Below are 22092 nucleotides of genomic sequence, written 5' to 3' on the forward strand. Positions count from 1 at the left end.
GGAGGTATCCGGCCGCCGATCCGCCCCCCTTGACGCTGGGGTACGTTCACCGCGGCGCGCGGAGAGGAGCGGGGCCTTGCGCGAGATCACCGTCCCACCCGTCGTCACGGGCGCGCCCGTCGGCGGCCTGGCCGACGTCGTCTTCCAGCACGCCCGGGAGGATCCGGACCGGGTGGTCCTGGGCCGGAAGACCGACGGGGTGTGGCGGGACGTGACCTCCGGCGAGCTGGCGGCCGAGGTCGTGGCCCTCGCGAAGGGACTGCTGGCCCAGGGCGTGCGGTTCGGGGACCGGGTGGCCGTGATGTCCCGTACCCGGTACGAGTGGACGCTGTTCGACTTCGCCCTGTGGGCGATCGGCGCTCAGCCGGTACCGGTCTACCCCACGTCCTCCACCGAGCAGGTGCACTGGATCCTGTACGACACCGACTGCACGGCCTGTGTCGTGGAGAACGAGGACCAGGCCATGACGGTGGGTTCGGTCATCGACCGGCTCCCGCACCTGAGACGGCTGTGGCAACTGGACGCCGGGGCCGTGGACGCGCTCGTCGAGGACGGCCGCTCGGTCGCCGACGACGTCGTGCACCGTCATCGCAGCGCGGTGACGCCCGACGCGACGGCCACGGTCATCTACACCTCGGGGACCACCGGCCGCCCCAAGGGGTGCGTGCTGACGCACGCCAACTTCATGTACGAGACGGACACGCTGGTGGCGCGGTGGGAGTCCGTGTTCCGGGGCAGGCAGGGCGAGCAGCCGTCGACCCTGCTCTTCCTGCCGCTGGCGCACGTGTTCGGGCGGATGGTGGAGGTGGCGGCCGTCCGGGCGCGGGTCAAGCTCGGCCACCAGCCGGTGCTGGCGGCGGCCGAGCTGATGCCGGACCTCGCGGCGTTCCGGCCGACCTTCGTGCTGGGCGTCCCGCACGTCTTCGAGAAGGTCTTCGCCGCCGCCCGCCGCAAGGCCGAGTCGGAGGGGCGTACGGGGGCCTTCGACCGGGCGGTGGAGACGGCCGTGCGGTACGCCGAGGCGCGCGAACGCAAGGCCTTCGGGACCGGGCCGGGCCCGTCGGCTGCGCTGCGGATGGAGCACCAGCTGTTCGAGAAGCTCGTGTACGGGAAGGTCCGCGAGGCGATGGGCGGGCGGGTCCGGTACGCCATGTCGGGCGGGTCGGCGATGTCGCGCCGCCTGGGGCTGTTCTTCGACGGTGCCGGGATCACGGTGTTCGAGGGCTACGGGCTGACCGAGTCCTGCGCTGCGGCCACGGCGAACCCGCCGGAGGCGACCAAGTACGGGACGGTGGGCCTGCCGATCCCGGGCAGCACCGTGCACATCGCGGACGACGGTGAGGTCTGGCTGCACGGCGGGCACGTCTTCTCCGGGTACCTGGGCGACCCCCGGTCCACGGAGGCGGTGCTGCGGGGCGGATGGCTGGCGACCGGGGACCTGGGGCGGCTGGACGAGGACGGCTACCTGGTCATCACCGGGCGCAAGAAGGACATCCTGGTGACGTCCAACGGCAAGAGCGTCGCCCCGGCGGCGCTGGAGGAGCGGGTCCGGTCGCATCCGCTGGTGGCGCAGTGCGTGCTGGTGGGCAACGACCGGCCGTACATCGCGGCGCTGCTCACGCTGGACATGGAGGGGATAGCGCACTGGCTGTCGATGCGCGGCAGGCCGCAGATGCCGGCCGCGGACCTGGTGAGCGACCCGGAGCTGACGGCGGAGGTCCGCCGGGCGGTGGTGGCCGCGAACACCCTGGTCTCGCAGGCGGAGGCGATCCGCACCTTCCGGGTCCTCGCCGAGCAGTTCACGGAGGAGCGGGGGCTGCTGACCCCCTCGCTGAAGCTCAAGCGCCGGGCGATCGAGAAGGCGTACGAGAAGGAGGTCGCCGCGCTCTACCGGCCGTGAGCGGGGATCCGGCGCACCTCACCCAACGATCTGACGGTTCGTCATTTCAGCCGGTCACCGATATTGACGATCCGTCAGGTCACCCACAGAATGCGGGGATTCCGACGGGAGGGGATCCCCGACATGTTGCGCCCGATCCGCACCCTGGCCACCGCGGCGGCGGCCATTGCCCTCGTCTCCGCCTGCAACTCCGCCGCCACCGACGGCACCTCTCCGGGAGGACCCGGCGACGCGTCCGGGAACACGCGCGGCGTGACGGACGCCTCGATCAAGGTCGGCGGGATCGTGTCGATGACCACCGCCAGCGGCTACAGCAAGAAGGACACCGACCTCGGCGCCAGGGCCCGGTACCTGAGGGCCAACGCCGAGGGCGGCGTCAACGGCCGCACGATCGAGTACCTGGGGGCGGAGGACGACGGCCAGGACCCCGCGAAGAACCTGGCGGCCGCCCGCAAGCTCGTCCAGCAGGACAAGGTCTTCGCCGTGTCCCCGATGAGCTCGGTGACCTTCTCCGGCGCCGACTTCCTGGAGCGGGAGAAGGTGCCCACCTTCGGCTGGGGCACCCTGCCCTCCTTCTGCGGACCCCGGCACATCTACGGCTTCAACGGCTGCCTGGTGCCCAGCCCCGGCGGCACCCTGAACCAGACCTGGCCCGAGGGCATCGCCCGTATCCTCGGCGGGGCGCAGGGCAAGTCGGTCGCGGTCATCGCGAACGACAGCGACGCAGGGAAGTTCGGCATCCGGACCTTCCAGCAGGGCTTCGCCGGCGCCGGCTTCAAAGTCGCCTACGCCAAGGCCTCCGTGCCCGGCACGGCCGTCCCCAGCGACTGGTCCGCGTACGTGAAGGAGATCCTTTCCAGCAACGACGGCAAGGCCCCGGACGCGGTGGTGTCCGTCATGCAGACGCCGAACAACATCGGCCTCTTCACCGCGCTCAAGCGCGGCGGGTACCAGGGGCTGCTCTCCGACCCCACCGACTACGACCCCGGGCTGCTCACCCAGGACGCCACCCGGCAGGCCCTCGACGGGGTCCACGTGCTGCTGCAGTTCCAGCCGTTCGAGTCGGACGATCCGAAGATGGCGCAGTTCAGGGCCGACATCAAGGCGGCCGCGGGCGGCAAGGACGTCCCGTTGAGCATGCACATGCTCACCGGCTACATGTCGGCCGACCTCTTCCTGTCCATCGCGCAGAAGGCCGGCAAGGACCTGACCGTCGAGTCCTTCCAGGCCGCCGCGCAGGGCTTCTCCGACACCGGCACGCTCGTCGGCGACCGCGCACTGCCCAAGGGGCAGAGGGACAGCTTCGGCTGCGGGGCGCTGGTGCAGCTGAAGAACGGCGCGTACGAGGTCTCCGTCCCGTTCACGTGCCACGAGCCCATCCCCTTCAAGTAGGGCCGCGGCATGGGGGATCTGCTCGTCTTCGTCCTGAGCGGTCTGGTCTCCGGCGCCCTGTACGCGCTGCTCGCCACCGGGCTGGTGCTGTCGTACTCGGCGTCCGGACTGTTCAACTTCGCGCACGGGGCCACCGCCTACGTGTGCGCGCTCACCTTCTACGAGCTGCACTCCGGGCTGGGCTGGCCGGCCGTCCCGGCCGCGCTGCTGGTGGTGTGCGTCCTCGCGCCCGGCCTCGGCTGGGGGCTGGACCGGCTGATGTTCCGGCGGCTCGCGCGGGTCGGCGAGACGGCGCAGATCGTGGCGACCATCGGGCTGCTGGTGGCACTGCCCGCCGCCGGGCTGTGGGCGGTCGAGCTGCTGGCGGACGCGGGCGCCCCGGTGAAGCCGGCGGAGAACCGGTTCGGGCTGCCGGGGGTGGGACCGAGCCCGGCGAAGTCCTGGCAGCTCATGGACGGGGTCGGCATCGACTCCGACCAGCTGATCACCTGGGTGGTCACGGCGCTGGTGGCGGTGGCCCTGTGGGTGTTGATGCGGCACACCCGGACCGGCCTGCTGCTGCGGGCGGCCGTCGACGACCGCTCGCTGACCGAGCTGCGCGGCATCAGCGCCGACCGGCTGTCGTCGGTGGCGTGGATGATCGCGTCGGTGCTGGCCGGCCTGGCGGGGGTCCTGGCGACCCCGCTGCTGGGGCTGTCGGCCCACGACTTCACCCTGTTCCTGTTCGTCTCGGCCACGGCGGCCGTCATCGGACGGTTCGCGTCCGTGCCGCTCGCCTTCGCGGGCGGGCTGGGGCTGGGGGTCCTGCAGAACCTGGTGGCGGGGTACGCCTCCTTCGCCGAGTCCGTCACCGGTTTCCGTACGGCGGTGCCCTTCCTGATCCTGTTCGGCGGGCTGCTGGTGCTGACCCGCGGATCGCGGACGGCGGGGGTCGCGGCCGTGGAGGCCCCGCCGGCGGACCATCTGGCCGGGGCCTCCTGGGGACGGCGGTGGGGCGGGTGGGCAGCGGGCGCCGGGCTGCTGTGCGTCGCCCTCTACACGGTGACGACCCCCTTCTGGAGCGGGCTGCTGGCCCAGGGGCTGGCCGTGGCACTGGTGTTCATGTCCTTCACCGTGGTGACCGGGCTGGGGGCGATGGTGTCCCTGGCCCAGGGCACCTTCGTGACGGGGGCCGCGCTCGTGGCCGGTCTGCTGATGAGCCGGGGCTGGCCCTTCGTGGCCGCGCTGGCGGTGGGTACGTGCGCGGCGGCACTGCTGGGGGCGCTGGTGGCGCTGCCCGCCCTGCGGCTGGGCGGCAGGTCGCTGGCGCTGGCCACGCTGGCCCTGGCGTTCCTGGCCGACCAGGTGCTGTTCCAGCTGCGGTGGCTGCGCAACGGCGACACGGGCTGGTCGGTCCCGCAGCCGGCGGCCGGGCCGGTCGACCTGTCCGACGACCGGGCCCTGGGGGTGGCCCTGGTGGTGCTGGTCGCGCTGGTCGCCGCCGGTCTGACGGCGCTGCGCGGGTCCCCGTCGGGACGGGCGATGCTCGCGGTGCGCTCGGCCCCCGCGGCGGCCGTCGCCTCCGGGGTGTCCGTCCTGCGCACCAAGCTGCTGCTGTTTACGCTGTCGGCGGGTCTGGCCGGCTTCGGGGGCGTGCTGTACGCCTCGTACAACACCCGGATCACGGCGACGGACTTCACGACGATGACGGGCCTGGTGTGGCTGGCGGTCGTGGTGGCGGCGGGAGTTCGGCGCCCGCAGTACGCGGTGGTGGCCGGGCTGGTGTACGCCGTGGCCCCGCGGCTGCTGTCCGACTGGGTGACGGAGTCCGCGCACCTGCCGGTGATCCTGTTCGGCCTGGCCGGGCTGGCCCTGGCCAACGACCCGGACGGGTACTGCGCGGCCGTGCCGGTGCGGCGGGCGCGGCGGCGGGCCGCCGCCGCCCCCGCGGGGCCCTCGGGGCGCTCCCCCGCACCACCGCTGCCGGGAGCCGGGATGCGCCCCGCATCCGGCGCCCCGGCCGCCGCCGGGCCGGACGGGCCCGCGCTCGAACTGCGCGGAGTGACGGCCGGGTACGACGGCGGGCTCGTGCTGCACGGGGTCGATCTCGCCGTGCGGCGCGGCGAGATCCTCGCGGTGCTCGGACCGAACGGAGCCGGGAAGAGCACGGCGTGCAAGGTCGCGGCGGGGCTGCTGCCCGTCACCGGCGGAGAGGTACGGATGGGCGGCCGGGACGCCACCGGCGACGGGCCCGTGCGCCGGTCGCGGGCCGGAGTGCTGCTCGCCCCCGAGGGGCGGGGGATCTTCCCCGCGCTCACGATCGAGGAGAACCTGGCCCTGTACCTCAAGGAGCCCGACGCACGGGCCGCCGTCTACGACCGCTTCCCCCGGCTGGCCGAGCGCCGCTCGGTGAGCGCGGGCGCGCTGTCCGGCGGGGAACAGCAGATGCTGGCCCTGGCCCCGCTGCTGCAACGGCCGCCCTCGGTGCTGATCGCCGACGAGCCCTCCCTGGGGCTGGCGCCGCGGGTGGCGCAGGAGGTGTACGCGCTGCTCACCGAGCTCCGCGACGCCGGCACCGCGCTGCTCCTGGTGGAGGAGAAGGCCGCCGGGGTCCTGGGCGTCGCGGACACCGTGGCCTACCTCTCCCGGGGCCGGGTGGCCTGGTGCGGCCCGCGCGACGAGGTGGAGTCCGACCGGCTCACCGAGGCCTACCTGGGGAGGGGGACATGAGCGGCTACGTGCTCCACGCGGGCGGTGTCGGTGTGCGCTTCGGCGGTGTCCGGGCACTGGACGGGGTGGACCTCGGGATCCGGGCGGGCGAGGTCTGCGGGCTGATCGGACCGAACGGGGCCGGGAAGACCACGCTCTTCGACGTCCTGTCGGGGATCCGCCGGCCGGACCGGGGGCGGGTCCTGCTGGACGGCGCGGACATCACGCGCCGCTCCCCGGTCTGGCGGGCCCGGCACGGGATGCGCCGTACCTTCCAGCGCCAGCAGCTGTTCGGCCAGCTCAGCGTGGCCGACAACGTGCTGGTGGCGCAGGAGTGGCGGGGCGGCGGGGGCGGCCCCGCCGCCGACCTGCTCGCGCTGCCCTCCCGGCGCGCCGTGGAGCGGGCCCGCCGGGTGCGCGGCGAGCGCGTGCTGGCCGACTGCGGGATCGGCGCGCTGGGTACGTCGTACGCGGCCGGGCTGCCGGTCGGGCAGGCCCGGATGGTCGAGCTGGCGCGCGCGGTGGCCGATCCACCGCGGGTGCTGCTGCTGGACGAACCGGCGTCCGGGACGTCGGCGTCCGAACGGGGGCAGCTCGCGGCGGTGGTGCAGCGCCTCGCGGTGGAGGACGGCTGTGCGGTGCTGCTGGTCGAGCACGACGTGGCCTTCGTGATGGACCTCTGCACACGGGTGGTCGTCCTGGACCTCGGCACGGTGCTGGCCGAGGGCACGCCGGCCGAGGTGCGGGCGGACCCGCTGGTGCGGGAGGCGTACCTGGGCACCGGGTGATCGGGCCGCGCTGGCGGGAATACGCCGCACGAGGGGCCGGTTGTCGCCCCTCGTACGACGCTGTACCACCGCGCAGCAACGCGCCGACGTGAGGGAACGACCCGACGTGAACCAGGTCCCGGCCATCAAGCTCAACAACGGCACGCTCATGCCCCAGCTCGGTTTCGGCGTCTGGCAGGTGCCGGACGCGGAGGCGGAGCACGCCGTGGGGACGGCCCTGGAGGCCGGATACCGCAGCATCGACACGGCCGCGATCTACGGCAACGAGCGCGGTACGGGCAAGGCCGTCGCCGCCTCCGGGCTGCCGCGCGAGGAACTGTTCGTCACCACCAAGCTGTGGAACGGCCCGAAGCAGACGTGGGACCGCGACGCGGTGCTGCGCGCCTTCGACGACTCGCTCACCAAGCTGGGTCTCGACCACGTCGACCTGTACCTGATCCACTGGCCGCGCCCGATGCGCGACGACTTCGTGGCGATCTGGAAGGCCTTCGAGGAGATCGCGGCGGGCGGCCGCGCCAAGGCGGTCGGCGTGTCGAACTTCCGCACCGAGGACCTGGACCGGATCGCCGCCGAGAGTGCGCTGGTGCCGGCCGTCAACCAGGTCGAGCTGCACCCGCTGCACCCGCAGGCCGGGCTGCGCGCCGAGCACGCCGCCCGCGGGATCGTCACGGAGGCGTGGTCGCCGCTGGGCCAGGGCAAGGAGCTCCTGACGCTGCCGGCCGTGACCGCGGTCGCCGAGGCGCACGGGCGCAGCGCCGCGCAGGTCGTGCTGCGCTGGCACCTCCAGCACGGGAACGTCGTGATCCCGAAGTCGGTGACCCCCGCGCGCATCCGGGAGAACCTGGACGTCTTCGGCTTCGAGCTGGACTCCGCCGAGATGGCCGCGCTCGACGCTCTGGGCGCGGGTGCCGCGGGCCGCCGGATCGGGCCGGACCCGGCCGAATTCGACGTGTGAGGCCGGGCGGGTGAACCTTCCCCAAGGGCTCTACCGGATCCGCAACGTGCACAGCGGGCTGGTGCTCCAGCTGGAGGGCGCCTCCCGGGTGCGGGTCGGCCCGGACGGGCCGCCCGCTCCGGCGGCCGCCCGCCGGTGGCTGATCGCGCCGGTGCACAGTGGCGGCGGGATCTTCCATGTGGTGAGCGAGGACAACGAGCGGCGCCTGGACGTGGCGAACGCGTCGACGGACGCCGGCGCCCGGGTACAGGTGTGGCGGGCCAATGCCTTCGGCGCGCAGGAGTGGATCGTCGAGGAACACCTCGACGATCCCGGTGTGGTGTCGCTGATCGCCTGCATCAGCGGCCTGCCGCTGGAGGCCGACGGGGAGGGCCGGGTCCGGCAGGGCGAGGACACCGACTCCCCGTCCCAGTGGTGGCGGCTGGAACCGGCGTGGAGAAGTGACGCGGAGGGGCCGTCAGAGGCGTACGAAGCTCCGCAGGCGGTACGTCGGCTCCGCGCGCGGGGTGTCCTGGTCGGGCAGCAGTTCCAGCCTGGCCGCCAGCTCGGCGGCGGTGATGCCGCGCGGGACGACGCGGGACGCGTACCGCCCCGCGAGCAGTGCCTCGGCGGAACCTCGCGGAGTGCGGCCCTGGCCGTGGCCGGTGAAGCGGGCCTCGCCGGAGGGGCGCAGGCCCGCCCGGGACGCGTGGGCCTCGACCTCCCCGGAGGCGTCGGAGGGGGTGGGGGTGAGGTGCGCGGCGAAGACGGCGTCGATGTCGCTGCCGACGTCGTGCGCGGAGTCCTTGTCCACGGTGGTGACCAGGACGCCGCCGGGGCGCAGCACCCGGGCGGTCTCGGCGATCACCTCGGGCACCAGTCCCGGCTCCCGCAGCAGGTGGAGCAGCCACACCGCGCACACCGCGTCCAGCGAGGCCGAGCGCACGGGCAGCCGGGCGGCATCGGCGAGGGTCACGGGGACGCCGCGGCGCAGGGCCGCGCCGGCCATGCCGTGGGAGGCGTCGGCGCCCAGGACCCGCAGCCCGGGGCGCCGCAGCCGGGCGGTGACGATGCCCGTGCCGCAGCCGAGGTCGAGGAGGGTGCCCGTCTCGGCCGGGAGGAGGCCGAGGACGGCCGCCGCCGCGGCCTCGGCGCGCGGGATGCCGCCGCGGGAGGCGTCGTAGACCTCGGCCTCGGCGTCGTAGTCGAGCAGGGTCCTCGCGGGGGGTATGTGCGTGGTCATCAGCTCGCGCCGTGGGCGGGGGCGAGGGACTCGACGCGCTCGGCGAGGGCGAAGTCGTTCTCCGTCACCACGCCTCCGGCGTCGTGGCTGTTCACGGAGAGCCGCACCGTGTTGTAGCCGAGGGTCAGGTCGGAGTGGTGGTTCAACTCCTCCTGGACGGAGGCGATGTGGGCGACCAGGGCGCTCGCCGCGAAATGCGTGCCCAGGCGGTAGGTGCGGATGATCCGGTCGTCCTCGAAGGACCAGCCGGGCAGTTCCCGCAACCGGTCCTCGATCTCCTTCTGCGACAGCGGCTCACTCGGCATGCACCGGCTCCTTTTCCCGTGACGTCGGGTCAAGTTTCCCACAGCGCACGCCGGAACGAACCTTTCGCGCCATAGTGCGCCCGGGTACTCCTGCACCTTCCGCCTCCGGCGGCCGCCCCCTAGGCTCCTGCGCCGGACCGGAGTGTTACCAGCGGTAACGAGGGGGCGATCACCATGGCCGGCGCCGGGAGTTCCAGGCGTACGTTCATCGCGGGCACGGGCGCCGCGGCCTTGTCGGCCCCGGCGCTGACGGGTCTGGCGGCTCCGGCGGCCGCCGCACCCGCGGCCCCGGCCGCAGCGCCGGCCGCGCGGAACGGCCGGAGCGTCGCCGTACTCGGCGGCGGAGTGGCGGGGATGACCGCGGCGCACGAACTCGCCGAGCGCGGCTACGCCGTCACCGTGTACGAGCGCCGGGCGCTCGGCGGCAAGGCCCGCAGCATGGACGTGCCGGGCAGCGCCCGGGGCGGTCGCAGGCCCCTGCCCGCGGAGCACGGCTTCCGTTTCATCCCCGGCATCTACCACAACCTGCCCGACACCATGCGGCGCATCCCTTTCGCGGGCAACGCCAACGGCGTGTGGGACAACCTGGTGGCCCCGCCGGAGATGATGTTCGCGCGCTCCGGGGGCCGCGAGGACCTGCGCGGCCCGATCCCCTGGCCGGGCCACTCCCCCGCCGCGCTCACACCCGAGGAGGTGCGGCGCGCCCTGTCCGGCATCCTGCAGACCCTGCTGCGGCTGCCGCCGCACGAGACGGCGTACTTCGTCGACCGCGTCCTGGTGTTCCTCACCAGCTGCGACGAACGGCGGGCCGAGGTCTGGGAGCACACCCCATGGTGGGAGTTCACCCGGGCCGCGCGGATGTCGACCGAGTACCAGCGCATCCTGGCGGTCGGCGTCACCCGCAACATCGTGGCGACCAAGGCGGAGGAGGCCTCCACCCGTACCGTCGGCACCCTCGGCGAGGCCTTCGTCCTCAACCTGCTGGGCCGCGGGGCGGACGGCCCGCCGGACCGGATCCTCGACCTGCCGACCAACGAGGCGTGGATCGACCCGTGGGAGGCCCATCTGCGCTCCCTCGGCGTGGACTTCAGGATCGGGTGGACCGTACGGGAGGTGCAGTACGCCGGCGGCCGGGTCAGCGGCGTCGCGGTCGAGGGCCCCGACGGGGCCCGCCGGACCGTGTCCGCCGACCACTACGTCAGCGCCCTGCCCGTCGAGCACGCCCGGCGCACCTGGAGCGCGGGGCTGCGGGCCGCCGACCCCATGCTGGGGCGCTGCGACCGGCTCCGGACGGACTGGATGACCGGCATCCAGTTCTACCTGACCGAACGGGCCCCGCTGGTGCACGGCCATCTCAACTGCATCGACTCACCCTGGTCCTTGACGGCGATCCAGCAGGCCGAGCACTGGCCGGCGCGGGACTTCCCCGCCGACTACGGCGACGGGCTGGCCGTCGACTGCCTGTCGGTGGACATCTCGGAGTGGGACAGGCCGGGGATCCTGTACGGGAAGACGGCCAAGCAGTGCACGCGCGACGAGGTGGCGCGCGAAGTGTGGGCCCAGCTGAAGGCCTCCCTCAACGACACCGGAAGGACCGTGCTGTCCGACGCGAAGCTGCACTCGTGGTTCCTGGACCCCGGGGTGGACGGGCTCGGCACCCCGAACCCCACCAACGAGGACGAGCTGCTGATCCACCCGGTCGGCACCCTCGCCAACCGGCCGACCGCGGACACCCGCGTCCCGAACTTCTTCCTCAGCGGGGACTACGTCGCCGTCGACATCGACCTCGCGACGATGGAGGGCGCCAACGCGTCGGCCCGCGCGGCGGTCAACAGCCTGCTGGACCGGGACGGATCGACGGCCCGGCGGTGCACCGTCCGGCCGCTGTACCGGGCGCCGGAGATGGAGTCCGCCAAGCGCCACGACCTGTGGCGCCACCGCCTGGGCCTGCGCAACGTCTTCGATGTCGGCTGACCGCGGCGGGGGTCCCCGGCCCGGCGGGCTCGGCTACCGTCGGGGGCATGACCACCTCGACACCCACGGTCGGCGCCCTGCTGCGCACATGGCGCGAGCGGCGCGGGTTCAGCCAGCTGGAGCTGGCGGGCCGCGCCGGCTCCTCCTCCCGGCACATCAGCTTCATCGAGACGGGGCGGTCCCGGCCGAGCGAGGAGATGGTGCTGAGGCTGGCTGACCGCCTCGACGTCCCCATGCGGAAGCGCAACTCCCTCCTGCTGGCTGCGGGTTACGCCCCGCGGTACGCGCAGACCGCGCTGGACGACCCGTCGATGGAGTCCCTGCGCGAGGGCATCGAGCGGCTGCTGACCGGGTACGAGCCCTATCCGGCGCTGGTGGTGGACGCCGTGTACGACGTGGTCGCCGCCAACCGGGGCGTCCTGATGCTGCTGGACGGCCTGCCCGAGCACCTGCTGACCCCGCCGCTCAACGCGATGCGCACCACCCTGCACCCCGAGGGCCTGGCCCCCAGGATCCGCAACCTCGCGCAGTGGCGCGGGCACCTGCTCGCCCAGATGGAGCGCCAGATCGCGCTGGTCCGTTCCGAGCCGCTGCGCGCGCTGTACGAGGAGGTCAGCGCCTATCCGGTGGTCGAACGCCCCGGCTACGGCGGACCGCAGGAGCCGGTCCCCTCCGTCGCGCTCCCCCTGGTCATCGAGCACGACGGCCACCTGCTGTCCTTCGTGTCGTCCATCGCGACCTTCAACACCCCGATGGACGTGACCGTCGCCGAACTGGCCATCGAGACGATGCTCCCGGCCGATCCGGCGACGGTGAAGTACCTGCGCTCACTCGGAGACTGAGCGCAGGGCGAGCTGCTGGAGGAGGGCGAAACCGGCGACGGCGAGGGCCTGCGCCGGGATCCACACGGTCCCGGCGAAGGTGGGCGCGAACCACACGGCGAGCGCTACCAGGCTCAGCGCCGCCCAGGCGTAGTTCGTCTCGACGACGGCCTTCACGGCGAGCACCGGCGGCCGGCGGCGCGAGGCCAGCAGCCCCACGCCCGCACCGTACAGCGCCAGCAGGACACCGAGGGCCAGGAGCAGCCCCGGCCCTACCCCGAGCAGCCGCCCCAGGGGTGCGGAGAAGGCGGCGTAGGCGAGGCCGTTGGCAGTGGTGACGACGGCGTCGAGGGCGAGGAACCGGCGCAGCGCGAGCTGCGGGACGGCGGTACGCGCGAAACCGGCGAGCAGGGTCGCGGACATGGGGAATCAGCCTCCGTCGAGGTCGAACGGCCAGGTGGGGGCCGGATCCCGGAACCGAGTGCGCGGCCCCGGAACCCGACGCCTTCCACTGTGCCGGGCGGCCTCGCCGGGGGTCGATTACCTCGGAGGTCATGCCAACGCTTTTTGAGGTGGGCGGCAGGAAACATTGGGGTTCCCGTGGTTCGGCCCGAGGTGGGGGGCTAGGCTTCACGCAGCCCGATCCACTCGAACGCCTTGTCGACATATGGAGAATCAGCCGGTGCGAGCCGCCGCCCGACCCGACCTCGCCGCGATCTGGCGGCGCGTCGGGGCACTCGCCGAGCGGTGCGGCCGGGACCCGGCCGAGGTGCTGGCGGTGGGGCGGCTGAGTCATCTGTCCGGCGTCGAACCCGTGCGCATACCGCCGGTGGTGGCGGGCACGGCCGCCGAACTGCCGCTGGAGCGGCGCGTGCACCAGCGGTTCCGGCTGCTGCGCGCGACCCGCCGCGACAAGCACGGCCGGGTATGGCCGCTCGCCGCCATCGCCCACGACTTCGACGCCCCCGGCGCCTCCCTCGGCCCCCTCAACGCGGGTACCGGACTGCTGCGGCTGGGCCACGCGGCGGGTGTGCAGCGGTTCTTCGGGGTCTACGCCGGTTTCCTGCTGGCCGACTGCAAGAGCGCGGTGGAACGCGCCCTCGCCCTGTCCGTCACCACCGTCTCCGACGGCCGGGACGACCTGGAACACCTCTCGTACCTGACCGGCATCACGCCCCAGGCCGTCCGCCAGACCCTCGACGGCAGGCCGCCCAGGCTGCCCCTGAAGGAGCAGGTGCACCAGAGGTTCGAGCACCTGCGGCGGACCCGGCCCCGGGAGGACGGCCAGGCCCATTCGCTGACGGCCATCGCCAGGTCCTTCGACGCGTCCGGGCAGTCGCTGACCCGCCTGGCCCAGGGCGAGGGCATGCCGAACCTCGCCGCGGCCGCGGGGATCCAGCGCTTCTACGGCGTCGACGGCGGCTTCCTGCTCGCCGACGACACCGAGTCGCTGGCCACGGCGCTCGCGCTGATCGAGGCCGAACTGGAGTGCGTGGAACGGGAGCGGGAGAATCCGATGCTGGCCGTGCTGCGTGCGCACGACGTACGCAGCATCGTCACGCGGGCCGGGCGGCTGTCGCCCCAGGGCTGGAAGTCACTGGCCGACCACTTGGACGACCTCCTCGCGCGCGAGGGGCAGCTCGGACTTCCGGGCACCGGCACGAAGGGCGGGGCGCCGACCGAGGGCGCCGCCGCCGAGGGAGAAACACCATGAGGACCACACGGGCCATGCGCAAGCTGGGCTCCGAACTGCTGGAGGGCGCACGCCTGACGGCACCGGCCGATGTCGGGGAGATCATCGGTGCGCTCTGCGCCGCCTATGCCCAACGGCGCGGCACAGGGCGGCAGGTGGACTTCCACTTCACCTCGTTCCCGCCCGACACCGCGAGCGGGCTGTGGCTGGAGCTGGACGACGTCGACCTGATCGTCGTCGAGCAGCACACCCGGCCCGAGCACCAGCTCGTCATCGCCTGCCACGAACTGTGGCACCTCGACGAGGGCACCTGCGACAGCGTCGGCCCCGGCATGCTGGTGGCCGCCCGGCTGGCGGCACGCCGCGGCAGCCTCGCCGACCTGCTGGCCCCCGGCGCCGGGCTGGACGCGGTGGTCCGCCAGGCCGCCGCCCGCGCCGACCAGGGGGACCCGGCGGAGATCCGGGCCGAGACCTTCGGCCTGTACCTCGGCAACGTCCTGCGGTCCCACCTGCCGTCGCCCCGGGAGCAGCAGTTCCCCGAGGCGATCGAGCGCATCAAGTCCTCACTCGGCTGGGGAAGCCCCGTGCCACGCCGTGACCAGCACCAGCCAGTCGCCGCATCCCTCACGCCGATGCCCTCAGCACGGCCCTGACAGAGAGCCCGCCACGATGAACCAGTCCTCCCCGCCCCGCCACGCCGTCGTCATAGGCGGCAGTCTGGCCGGCCTCCTCGCGGCCGCTGTCCTCGCCGAGCACGCCACGGTCACCGTCATCGACGCCGACCCGCTGCCCGAGGGGCCGGCGCCGCGCCGCGGGCTCCCGCAGGCCCGGCACACCCATCTGCTGTGGTCGGGCGGTGCCCGCGCCATCGAGCGGATCCTGCCCGGCATCACCGACGACTGGACGAAGGCCGGCGCGATCCGCCGCAGCCTGCCCACCGACCTGGTCACCAAGACCGCCCAGGGCTGGATCCCGCGCTGCGGCGAGAAGCAGTTCAACATCTCGTGCAGCCGCGACCTCCTGGACTCCGTGGTCCGCGCCCGGGTCACCGGCCTCGACGCGGTCACCACCCTCCAGCAGAGCCGGGTCCGGGGCCTGGAGGGCACGGCCTCCCGGGTCACCGGTGTCCGCGTCGACACCCCCGAGGAAGAGGACCGGCTGGTGACGGCCGACCTGGTGGTCGACGCCAGCGGCCGCGGATCGCGCGCGCGGACCTGGCTCCAGGCCCTCGGCGTGAGCGGCATCCGGCAGGCCGAGGTCGACTCGGGCCTCGTCTACGCGACCCGGATCTTCGAGGCCCCGGCCGGTGCGCACGAGATGGGCTTCCCCATCGTCAACGTGCAGTCCGACCCCCGGGTGCCGGTGCCCGGGCAGACCGCCACGATCGTGCCCATCGAGAACGGCCAGTGGCAGGCCACGCTGTCCGGCACCCGCGGCGGTCAGCCGACCGGCGACCCCGACGCGTTCATCGCGTTCGCCAAGTCCGTGCGCGACCCGATCGTCGGCGAGCTCCTGGAGCACCGCAAGCCCCTCACGGACGTCGCCGTCACCCAGGGCACCGCCAACCGTCGTGTCTACTTCGAGAAGGCCGAACTGCCCGACGGCTTCTTCGCCGTCGGCGACTCCGTCGCCACCTTTAACCCGCTCTACGGGCAGGGCATGACCGTCGCAGCCCAGGGCCTGCTGGCCGTACGCACCCTGCTGCGGGCCAAGGGCCTGGCCCATCCCGGGATCGGCCGCGAGGCGCAGCGCGTCATCGCACCCCAGGTCGCCACCGCCTGGGAGCTCGCCACCTCGCAGGACATCCTGTATCCGGGCGCCACCGGGATGAAGCCGCGCGCCGGAACCGGCCTGCTCAACGGCTACGTCAACCGGCTGATGACGGGCGCCACCACCGACGAGGCGCTCACCGCCGCCCTGTTCAACGTCCTCACCATGAGCATCGAGCCCACCCACTGGCTCCGCCCGTCGGTGGTCTGGCACGTGGCGCGTGCGTCCGACCGGGGCGCGCTGAAGGCGCCGCCGCTCACCGCCGCGGAGCGGGCCGTCGCCGGGCTGGCCCCGGCGCCCGGCACGAGAACCGGTGCCGTCCGTCCGGCGAGCGGTCCGGAAAGCCATGGGGCGAGTGGTCCGGAAAGCGATCCGGTCGGCCCCGCCGACCCCGTCGGTCAGGCCCGATGAGCCGCGAGATCCCCCTGCTCCTCCCCGGCTCCTTGATGGTCCTGGCCCTGCTGATCAAAGCTCCGAAGCTGCGCCGCGACTGGGACCAGCCGCTGAACCGGACCGCGTGCGCACTGCTCGTCGTCGGCGCCCCCATCACCTTCCTGGCGTCGCCGCCGACGATCGCCGCGGTCAACCGCCGTACCGGCGTGGTCAACTTCTCCGCGCCGCTGGTGTTCGGCCTGCTCACGGTCTTCTCCGGGCTGTGCGTCGTCCTCGTCCTGCGGTGGCGCGGCGGGCCGCCCGCCGCCGTGCGGCGGGCCACCCGGCTGACCGCGGCGGTGTTCGGCACGGCGACCGCCGCGATCGTCGTCCTGTTCGTGATCGGGGACGCGCCGGTGGAACGGCTCAGGGACCTCGACACCTACTACGCGACGACGCCGTGGATCCGCGAGATGATCGTCTGCTTCCTGGTGGCGCACACCCTGGGCACCTCGGCCCTGACCTGGCTGTGCGCCAAGTGGTTCGCGCGCGCGGACCGCTCGCTGCGTCCGCTGCGCACCGGGCTGGCCCTGATCGTCCTCGCGGGGCTGCTCGACCTGGCCTACCTCGCCGCCAAATGGGCCTCGGTGGCCGCCCGCTGGGCCGGCCGCGACTGGGTCGTCCTGTCCACGGACGTGGCGCCGCCCCTGGCCTCCGCCTCCGCGCTGCTGCTCGGCGCCGGATTCGTCGTGCCGCTGATCGGCGGGTCGGCGACCTGGACCGCCTTCAGCGAGTACCGGCGGCTGCGCCCGCTGTGGAAGGCGCTGCGCGGCTTCGCCGCGGCGCAGGGCCGGACCGTCCCGCTGGCGTGGTGGTCCCCGGTGGCGATCCGGCTCGTCCACCGCGAGTCCGTCATCGACGACGGCATCCTGGCGCTGGCCGGCTGGTTCGACCCCCGGGTGCACGCCGCCGCGTACGAGACGGCCCGCGGCCGGGGCCTGGACGAGGCGCGGGCCGGCGCGGTCGCGGACGCCGCCGTCGTGGCCGCCGCGTGCCGCCTCAAGGAGGCCGCCGCCCGCGGATCCGGGCCGGCGCCGGCGCCGCTCCCCGACCCGCACCGCCTGGGCCGCCGCCCGCTGACCGCGCTGGCCCACGAGTTCCGCGCGTACGCCGCCGCCTGAGCGGCGGCGGACGCGCGACGCCCCGGACCGGGGTCCGGGGCGTCGCGACAGCGGGGCCGGCCGGGCGCGGGCCGGGGCCGGCGGGCGGATCAGAGCTCCGCGAGGTCCAGACCGGCCTGCGCGGCCGCGGCGCGCACCGTCTGCTCCAGCAGGACGGCGATGGTCATCGGGCCGACACCGCCCGGAACCGGCGTGATCAGCGAGGCCCGCTCGGCCGCCGACGCGAAGTGCACGTCGCCGACGTTGCCCTCGTTGTAGCCGGCGTCCAGGACCACGGCGCCCGGCTTGATGTCCTCGCCCCGGATGAACTCCGCCTTGCCGACGGCGGCGACGAGCACGTCCGCCTGGCGCACGAGCGCGGAGAGGTCCCGCGTACGGGAGTGGCAGTAGGTGACGGTGGCGTTCTGCTCCAGCAGCAGCATCCCGGCGGGCTTGCCCAGGATCGCGCTGCGGCCGACGACCACGGCGTGCTTGCCGGTCAGGTCCACGTCGTACTCGGCCAGCAGGCGCATGATGCCGCCCGGGGTGCAGGAGACGAAGCCCGGCAGGCCGAAGCCCATGGCCGCGAACGAGTGCATGGTGACGCCGTCGACGTCCTTGCCGGGGGCGATGGCCTCGAAGGCGGCGCGCTCGTCGATGTGGTGCGGGACGGGGTGCTGGAGCAGGATGCCGCTGATCTCCGGGTCCTCGGAGAGCGCCGTGATCGCCGCGACCAGCTCCTCCGTGGTGGTCGACGCGGGCAGCTCCACGTGGCGGGAGGTGATGCCGGCCTTGGCGCAGCGGTTCTGCTTCATGCGGACGTAGGTGACCGAGGCGGGGTCCTCGCCGACCAGCACGGTCGCCAGGCAGGGCGCGGTGCCGGTGCGCTCGGTGATCTTCGCCGCGAGGGCGGCGGTCTGCTCCGAGATGCGGCGGGCGAGGGCGGTGCCGTCCATCAGCCGGGCGGTCCCGGCGGCAGGGGCAGTCTGGGCAGTCGTCACGGGGTCTCCTGAACGTCGCTGCGGATCGCGGTTCGCCCAGGCGCGCGGCAGTCGACGTACGGGAAGTGCCGAGGTACGCCGGGTCGCTCCCCGGTGGTGATCCACCCGAACGCCAGTCACGGCCCGCCGACCACTGTAGTCGACCAAACCGGTGGTCGCCCGGCGCCCGACCTGCGACGATCAATGCATGACGCGTACTTTCGACCATCTTGTCGCCGAGGCGGAGTCCGTCTCCGTGGACGGCTGGGACTTCTCCTGGCTCGACGGCCGCGCCACCGAGCAGCGTCCTTCCTGGGGATACCAGCGTCTGATGGCGGAACGGCTGGCCCGGGTCCGGTCCGCCCTGGACATCCAGACCGGCGGCGGCGAGGTCCTCGCCGGATGCGGCCCCCTGCCCCGGCTCACGGTGGCCACGGAGTCCTGGCCGCCCAACGTCGAGCGGGCGACGAGACTGCTGCACCCGCTGGGCGCGGTGGTGGTCGCGGACTCCGACGAGCCGCCCCTGCCCTTCGGCGACGACGCCTTCGAGCTGGTCACCAGCCGGCATCCGGTGACGATCTGGTGGGACGAGATCGCCCGGGTGCTGGCGCCCGGCGGCACGTACCTCTCGCAGCAGGTCGGCCCGGCGAGCGTCTTCGAACTCGTCGAATATTTTCTCGGGCCGCAGCCGGAGGAGGTGCGGCGCGCCCGGCACCCCGACGACGCGGTCGCGGACGCCACGAAGGCGGGACTGGAGGTGCTCGACCTGCGCTCCGAACGACTGCGCACCGAGTTCCACGACATCGGGGCCGTGATCTACTTCCTGCGGAAGGTGATCTGGATGGTGCCGGGCTTCACGGTCGGGCAGTACCGGGACCGGTTGCGTGAGCTGCACGAACGGATCGAGCACGACGGCCCCTTCGTCGCGCATACCGCCCGTTTCCTGATCGAAGCCCGCAAAACGGGCTGACGCGGAGGGCGGACGGATCCACGCCGGATCCGGTTGCCCCGTCGCAGCGTGGCGCAGGTCACTCAATTCAGCGCGTAACGAATCGACTCGGGCATGCGATGAACCGACAGGTGTCCTCGCGCGGCCCGGAATACAGACCCCCCTCGGGTCTGTTTCCCGAGTTCGCGCGATGATGTCCCGCCCACCCCTTATCTGTTCGCAACGAGAGGCTCCTTGTGTCGCTCAGCCCGTCCCGTACGTTCCCTCCGGAGATCGCCGAATCCGAGGCCCTGGTAGCGCTCGTCGAGCGCGGCCGCGAGCAGGGTCACATCAACGGTGACGACGTGCGCCAGGCCTTCGAGGCCGGCCGCATCCCGGTGGACCAGTGGAAGCGGGTCCTGCGCAGCCTGAACCAGGTCCTCGACGAGGAGGGTGTCGCCCTTCACGTCAGCGCGGCCCCGGCCACCAAGGCTGCCGCGAAGAAGCCCCGCAAGGCTGCCGCCGCCCCCGCCCGTACGGTGGCCAAGAAGGCCACCGCCGCGCCCCGGCCCATCGGTGCGCGCAAGACCGCGGCCGCCCCCGCGGCCACCACGGTCACGTCCACGGCTTCGGCGATATCCGCTCCGTCGGCCGCCGCGGCTGCGGAGGCGGCGCCGGCCGAGGCCGCCGCCGAGCCCAAGAAGCGCACGGTCAAGAAGACCGCCGCCAAGAAGACCGCCGTGAAGAAGACCGCCGCGGCGAAGAAGACGAGCGCCAAGGACTCCGACGAGGGCGAGACCCCGGCCGTCGAGGGCGAGGACTGGGCCGCCGAGGACCTCGTCGACGAGGCCGAGGAGGAGGCTCCCAAGGCCGGCGCCCAGGGCTTCGTGCTGTCCGACGACGACGAGGACGACGCCCCGGCCCAGACGGTCATGGTGGCCGGCGCCACCGCCGACCCGGTCAAGGACTACCTCAAGCTCATCGGCAAGGTGCCGCTCCTCAACGCCGAGCAGGAGGTCGAGCTCGCCAAGCGCATCGAGGCCGGTCTCTTCTCCGAGTACAAGCTCGAAGAGGAGGAGGACCACAAGCCCGCCTTCAAGCGCGAGCTGGAGATCCTCGTCGAGGACGGCCGCCGTGCGAAGAACCACCTGCTGGAGGCCAACCTCCGTCTCGTGGTCTCCCTCGCCAAGCGCTACACCGGCCGCGGCATGCTCTTCCTGGACCTGATCCAGGAGGGCAACGTCGGCCTGATCCGCGCCGTGGAGAAGTTCGACTACACCAAGGGCTTCAAGTTCTCCACGTACGCGACCTGGTGGATCCGGCAGGCGATCACCCGCGCCATGGCCGACCAGTCGCGCACGATCCGCATCCCCGTGCACATGGTCGAGATCATCAACAAGCTCGCCCGCGTGCAGCGCCAGATGCTCCAGGACCTGGGCCGCGAGCCCACCCCGGAGGAGCTGGGCAAGGAACTCGACATGACCCCCGAGAAGGTCATCGAGGTCCAGAAGTACGGCCGCGAGCCGATCTCCCTGCACACCCCGCTGGGTGAGGAGGGCGACAGCGAGTTCGGTGACCTCATCGAGGACTCCGAGGCCGTCGTGCCCGCGGACGCGGTGTCCTTCACGTTCCTGCAGGAGCAGCTCCAGTCGATCCTGGGCACCCTGTCGGAGCGCGAGGCGGGCGTGGTCTCCATGCGTTACGGCCTCAACGACGGCCAGCCGAAGACGCTGGACGAGATCGGCCGCGTCTACGGGGTGACCCGTGAGCGCATCCGCCAGATCGAGTCGAAGACCATGTCGAAGCTGCGCCACCCGTCGCGTTCGCAGGTGCTGCGCGACTACCTCGACTGAGTCGATCTCCCCCGGCACGCCCCCGACCCGCGCACGTGCGGGCCGGGGGCGTGCTGCGTCGCGCCGTGGGATCGTGGCGTGAGGAGGTTCCGCCCATGGCCGACACCCCGCTCCCGCCCCCTCCTGCGCAGCCCCCGACGTGGGGTCCGCGTCCCGAGGGCCCGGCGGTGCGCCCCGCTCCCGGCCCGAGGAGGCCGCACCGGGTCTTCTTCTGGGTCTTCCTCGCTGTGCAGTTGTTCTTCCTGGTCTGGATCATCGCGGCGTTGAACGGCGCCGACACCGACCCCGAGGCCTGTGCGGGGCTGACGGGGGACGCCCTGCAAGTGTGCCGCGACGCGGGGGACGTCGGCACCGCGCTCGGCATATGGCTGCTGGTCGCCCTCTGGGCGGCCGTGGACGTCATCCTCGCCACCACCTACGGCGTCTACCGGCTCGGCCGCAGGCAGCGGCCGTGACGGCCGTCAGGACAGGCGGAAGACCGGGCCCCGGGGGGTGAACGGCAGGGTGGCGCCCCGGGGCACGAGGAAGGCGTGTTCGCGGCGGATGCGCAGGGTGTCGCACCAGCCGTCGGTGATCACCAGCAGCGGCGCTCCGGGCGGGAAGTCCGCGGCCCGCTGGAGCAGGTCGACGCCCGCCTGGAGCACGGTGCCGCCGCGTCGCAGAACACCACGCGCCGGGGCGGTACGGCGCGGGCCTCGGCGTACGAGGCGACCGCACCCAGCGCCGTGCCGAGCAGGGCGGCGTTCATCGTCCGGTCACACCGCACGTCGCCCGGCATCCTGTTTCCGGCGCGTCCGCACGGTTCAGGTTTCGAGGAGGTGCTTGAGCTTCTCCTCGTTCAGCGGCATCTCCTTGCGCGCGTGCGGCTTCACGACGAGCGGTACGAGGACCCTGCCGATGCCGTGGCCCTCGAAGTCGAGGCTCAGCGTCAGCCGGGAGCGCGTCCCGTCGCCCAGGGGCTCGACGGTGCCGCGGACGTCGCCGCGGACCGGGCCGTCGGTGCCGTGGAGGTGCCAGGTCCTGGGCGGGTCGTACTCGGTGACTTCCATGGTCGTCGGGAACTCGCGGCGGCCGATGCGCCGCCGTACGGCGATGAGCGATCCGACGGCCGGGTGGTCGGCGCCCCTGACGGACACGGCGCTCTTCTGCCACTCGGGCAGGTGGGAGGCGTCCGACAGGTAGGCGAAGACCTCTTCGGGACTCCGGTCGATTTCGATGCTTTCCCTGATCGCGGACATGGCGACCCTTTCACGCCCCCTGAAAGGCCCTGTCCTTCCACGCTACCGCGCAG

Annotated in this window: 19 protein-coding genes, 2 pseudogenes and 1 riboswitch; of the genes and pseudogenes, 15 read left to right on the forward strand and 6 right to left on the reverse strand. The window is 73.2% G+C overall.

Going from position 1 to position 22092, the window contains the following annotated elements; translation table 11 throughout:
* Positions 1–76: 76 nt before the first annotated feature.
* From AC2RP6_RS09385 to AC2RP6_RS09410, 6 genes and pseudogenes are all read left to right on the forward strand, one after another.
* Positions 77–1900 carry an AMP-dependent synthetase/ligase gene (locus tag AC2RP6_RS09385; RefSeq protein ID WP_486445793.1) on the forward strand — a complete coding sequence of 608 codons (1824 nt, stop codon included), beginning with the start codon at positions 77–79 and terminating at the stop codon, positions 1898–1900.
* 123 nt (positions 1901–2023) lie between these two features.
* Positions 2024–3292, forward strand: a complete 1269-nt coding sequence (locus tag AC2RP6_RS09390; RefSeq protein ID WP_486445794.1) for an ABC transporter substrate-binding protein — start codon at positions 2024–2026, stop codon at positions 3290–3292.
* 9 nt (positions 3293–3301) lie between these two features.
* Positions 3302–6001: an ABC transporter permease subunit gene (locus AC2RP6_RS09395; RefSeq protein ID WP_486445795.1), complete on the forward strand. Its 2700-nt coding sequence runs from the start codon at positions 3302–3304 to the stop codon at positions 5999–6001.
* A complete protein-coding gene (locus tag AC2RP6_RS09400; RefSeq protein WP_486445796.1) occupies positions 5998–6768 on the forward strand; it encodes an ABC transporter ATP-binding protein in 771 nt (256 codons plus the stop codon). The genes AC2RP6_RS09395 and AC2RP6_RS09400 overlap by 4 nt, the downstream gene beginning before the upstream one ends.
* A 106-nt stretch (positions 6769–6874) precedes the next feature.
* The gene (locus AC2RP6_RS09405; RefSeq protein ID WP_486445797.1) at positions 6875–7723 is read left to right on the forward strand and encodes an aldo/keto reductase; all 849 of its coding nucleotides are present in this window, start codon (positions 6875–6877) and stop codon (positions 7721–7723) included.
* Positions 7724–7733: 10 nt separating this feature from the next.
* A pseudogene (locus AC2RP6_RS09410) lies at positions 7734–7967 on the forward strand (RICIN domain-containing protein); the annotation flags it as partial.
* A gap of 213 nt (positions 7968–8180) precedes the next feature.
* Here AC2RP6_RS09410 and AC2RP6_RS09415 read toward each other — a convergent pair.
* Together AC2RP6_RS09415 and AC2RP6_RS09420 are read right to left on the reverse strand one after the other, a co-directional pair.
* Positions 8181–8915, reverse strand: a complete 735-nt coding sequence (locus AC2RP6_RS09415; RefSeq protein ID WP_486450270.1) for a class I SAM-dependent methyltransferase — start codon at positions 8913–8915, stop codon at positions 8181–8183.
* Positions 8916–8944: 29 nt separating this feature from the next.
* A complete protein-coding gene (locus AC2RP6_RS09420) occupies positions 8945–9250 on the reverse strand; it encodes a 4a-hydroxytetrahydrobiopterin dehydratase (protein ID WP_486445798.1) in 306 nt (101 codons plus the stop codon).
* Positions 9251–9424: 174 nt separating this feature from the next.
* Between AC2RP6_RS09420 and AC2RP6_RS09425 the strand changes: the two genes are divergently transcribed.
* Together AC2RP6_RS09425 and AC2RP6_RS09430 are read left to right on the forward strand one after the other, a co-directional pair.
* Complete coding sequence (locus tag AC2RP6_RS09425) at positions 9425–11224, forward strand: hydroxysqualene dehydroxylase (RefSeq protein ID WP_486445799.1); 1800 nt, start codon at positions 9425–9427, stop codon at positions 11222–11224.
* A 47-nt stretch (positions 11225–11271) separates the two neighbouring features.
* Positions 11272–12066 carry a helix-turn-helix domain-containing protein gene (locus AC2RP6_RS09430; protein ID WP_486445800.1) on the forward strand — a complete coding sequence of 265 codons (795 nt, stop codon included), beginning with the start codon at positions 11272–11274 and terminating at the stop codon, positions 12064–12066.
* Here AC2RP6_RS09430 and AC2RP6_RS09435 read toward each other — a convergent pair.
* Positions 12052–12468, reverse strand: a complete 417-nt coding sequence (locus AC2RP6_RS09435) for a hypothetical protein (RefSeq protein ID WP_486445801.1) — start codon at positions 12466–12468, stop codon at positions 12052–12054. The genes AC2RP6_RS09430 and AC2RP6_RS09435 overlap by 15 nt on opposite strands.
* Before the next feature lie 259 nt (positions 12469–12727).
* Here AC2RP6_RS09435 and AC2RP6_RS09440 point away from each other — a divergent pair, with 259 nt between their 5' ends.
* Genes AC2RP6_RS09440 through AC2RP6_RS09455 form a run of 4 tightly spaced genes read left to right on the forward strand, consistent with a single transcriptional unit; the run spans position 12728 to position 17061 of the window.
* Positions 12728–13759: a hypothetical protein gene (locus AC2RP6_RS09440; protein ID WP_486445802.1), complete on the forward strand. Its 1032-nt coding sequence runs from the start codon at positions 12728–12730 to the stop codon at positions 13757–13759.
* The gene (locus tag AC2RP6_RS09445; RefSeq protein ID WP_486445803.1) at positions 13756–14391 is read left to right on the forward strand and encodes a toxin-antitoxin system, toxin component; all 636 of its coding nucleotides are present in this window, start codon (positions 13756–13758) and stop codon (positions 14389–14391) included. The genes AC2RP6_RS09440 and AC2RP6_RS09445 overlap by 4 nt, the downstream gene beginning before the upstream one ends.
* Positions 14392–14407: 16 nt before the next feature.
* A complete protein-coding gene (locus AC2RP6_RS09450; RefSeq protein ID WP_486445804.1) occupies positions 14408–15919 on the forward strand; it encodes an NAD(P)/FAD-dependent oxidoreductase in 1512 nt (503 codons plus the stop codon).
* Positions 15916–17061, forward strand: a complete 1146-nt coding sequence (locus AC2RP6_RS09455; protein ID WP_486445805.1) for an MAB_1171c family putative transporter — start codon at positions 15916–15918, stop codon at positions 17059–17061. Before AC2RP6_RS09450 ends, AC2RP6_RS09455 begins: the two co-directional genes overlap by 4 nt.
* A gap of 89 nt (positions 17062–17150) precedes the next feature.
* On the opposite strand, the gene AC2RP6_RS09460 is transcribed toward AC2RP6_RS09455, so the two are convergent.
* On the reverse strand, positions 17151–17996 hold the full coding sequence (locus AC2RP6_RS09460) for a bifunctional 5,10-methylenetetrahydrofolate dehydrogenase/5,10-methenyltetrahydrofolate cyclohydrolase (RefSeq protein WP_486450271.1): 846 nt from the start codon (positions 17994–17996) through the stop codon (positions 17151–17153).
* 72 nt (positions 17997–18068) lie between these two features.
* A riboswitch (ZMP/ZTP riboswitch) is annotated at positions 18069–18171 on the reverse strand.
* A gap of 57 nt (positions 18172–18228) precedes the next feature.
* Between AC2RP6_RS09460 and AC2RP6_RS09465 the strand changes: the two genes are divergently transcribed.
* The 3 genes from AC2RP6_RS09465 to AC2RP6_RS09475 all read left to right on the forward strand — a co-directional run bounded on the left by AC2RP6_RS09465 (position 18229) and on the right by AC2RP6_RS09475 (position 21256).
* Positions 18229–18990, forward strand: coding sequence for a methyltransferase domain-containing protein (locus AC2RP6_RS09465; protein ID WP_486445806.1), 762 nt, complete (start codon positions 18229–18231; stop codon positions 18988–18990).
* Positions 18991–19205: 215 nt separating this feature from the next.
* On the forward strand, positions 19206–20801 hold the full coding sequence (locus AC2RP6_RS09470; RefSeq protein WP_486445807.1) for an RNA polymerase sigma factor: 1596 nt from the start codon (positions 19206–19208) through the stop codon (positions 20799–20801).
* A 95-nt stretch (positions 20802–20896) separates the two neighbouring features.
* Positions 20897–21256: a hypothetical protein gene (locus tag AC2RP6_RS09475; protein ID WP_486445808.1), complete on the forward strand. Its 360-nt coding sequence runs from the start codon at positions 20897–20899 to the stop codon at positions 21254–21256.
* A gap of 6 nt (positions 21257–21262) precedes the next feature.
* Here AC2RP6_RS09475 and AC2RP6_RS09480 read toward each other — a convergent pair.
* Together AC2RP6_RS09480 and AC2RP6_RS09485 are read right to left on the reverse strand one after the other, a co-directional pair.
* Positions 21263–21636: pseudogene (locus AC2RP6_RS09480) on the reverse strand (DUF2201 family putative metallopeptidase); the annotation flags it as partial.
* Positions 21605–22039, reverse strand: a complete 435-nt coding sequence (locus tag AC2RP6_RS09485; RefSeq protein ID WP_486445809.1) for an SRPBCC family protein — start codon at positions 22037–22039, stop codon at positions 21605–21607. The pseudogene AC2RP6_RS09480 and the gene AC2RP6_RS09485, both read right to left, overlap by 32 nt.
* Positions 22040–22092 lie beyond the last annotated feature (53 nt).

Source organism: Streptomyces sp. WAC03905 (assembly GCF_057371075.1).

Excerpts from the sequence above, each read along its gene's own strand:
- AC2RP6_RS09390 (WP_486445794.1), top strand. The coding sequence starts at position 2,024 with ATGTTGCGCCCGATCCGCACCCTGGCCACCGCGGCGGCGGCCATTGCC.
- AC2RP6_RS09395 (WP_486445795.1), top strand. The coding sequence starts at position 3,302 with ATGGGGGATCTGCTCGTCTTCGTCCTGAGCGGTCTGGTCTCCGGCGCC.
- AC2RP6_RS09400 (WP_486445796.1), top strand. The coding sequence starts at position 5,998 with ATGAGCGGCTACGTGCTCCACGCGGGCGGTGTCGGTGTGCGCTTCGGC.
- AC2RP6_RS09420 (WP_486445798.1), bottom strand. The coding sequence starts at position 9,250 with ATGCCGAGTGAGCCGCTGTCGCAGAAGGAGATCGAGGACCGGTTGCGG.
- AC2RP6_RS09425 (WP_486445799.1), top strand. The coding sequence starts at position 9,425 with ATGGCCGGCGCCGGGAGTTCCAGGCGTACGTTCATCGCGGGCACGGGC.
- AC2RP6_RS09430 (WP_486445800.1), top strand. The coding sequence starts at position 11,272 with ATGACCACCTCGACACCCACGGTCGGCGCCCTGCTGCGCACATGGCGC.
- AC2RP6_RS09435 (WP_486445801.1), bottom strand. The coding sequence starts at position 12,468 with ATGTCCGCGACCCTGCTCGCCGGTTTCGCGCGTACCGCCGTCCCGCAG.
- AC2RP6_RS09445 (WP_486445803.1), top strand. The coding sequence starts at position 13,756 with ATGAGGACCACACGGGCCATGCGCAAGCTGGGCTCCGAACTGCTGGAG.
- AC2RP6_RS09450 (WP_486445804.1), top strand. The coding sequence starts at position 14,408 with ATGAACCAGTCCTCCCCGCCCCGCCACGCCGTCGTCATAGGCGGCAGT.
- AC2RP6_RS09455 (WP_486445805.1), top strand. The coding sequence starts at position 15,916 with ATGAGCCGCGAGATCCCCCTGCTCCTCCCCGGCTCCTTGATGGTCCTG.
- AC2RP6_RS09460 (WP_486450271.1), bottom strand. The coding sequence starts at position 17,996 with ATGGACGGCACCGCCCTCGCCCGCCGCATCTCGGAGCAGACCGCCGCC.
- AC2RP6_RS09465 (WP_486445806.1), top strand. The coding sequence starts at position 18,229 with ATGACGCGTACTTTCGACCATCTTGTCGCCGAGGCGGAGTCCGTCTCC.
- AC2RP6_RS09475 (WP_486445808.1), top strand. The coding sequence starts at position 20,897 with ATGGCCGACACCCCGCTCCCGCCCCCTCCTGCGCAGCCCCCGACGTGG.
- AC2RP6_RS09485 (WP_486445809.1), bottom strand. The coding sequence starts at position 22,039 with ATGTCCGCGATCAGGGAAAGCATCGAAATCGACCGGAGTCCCGAAGAG.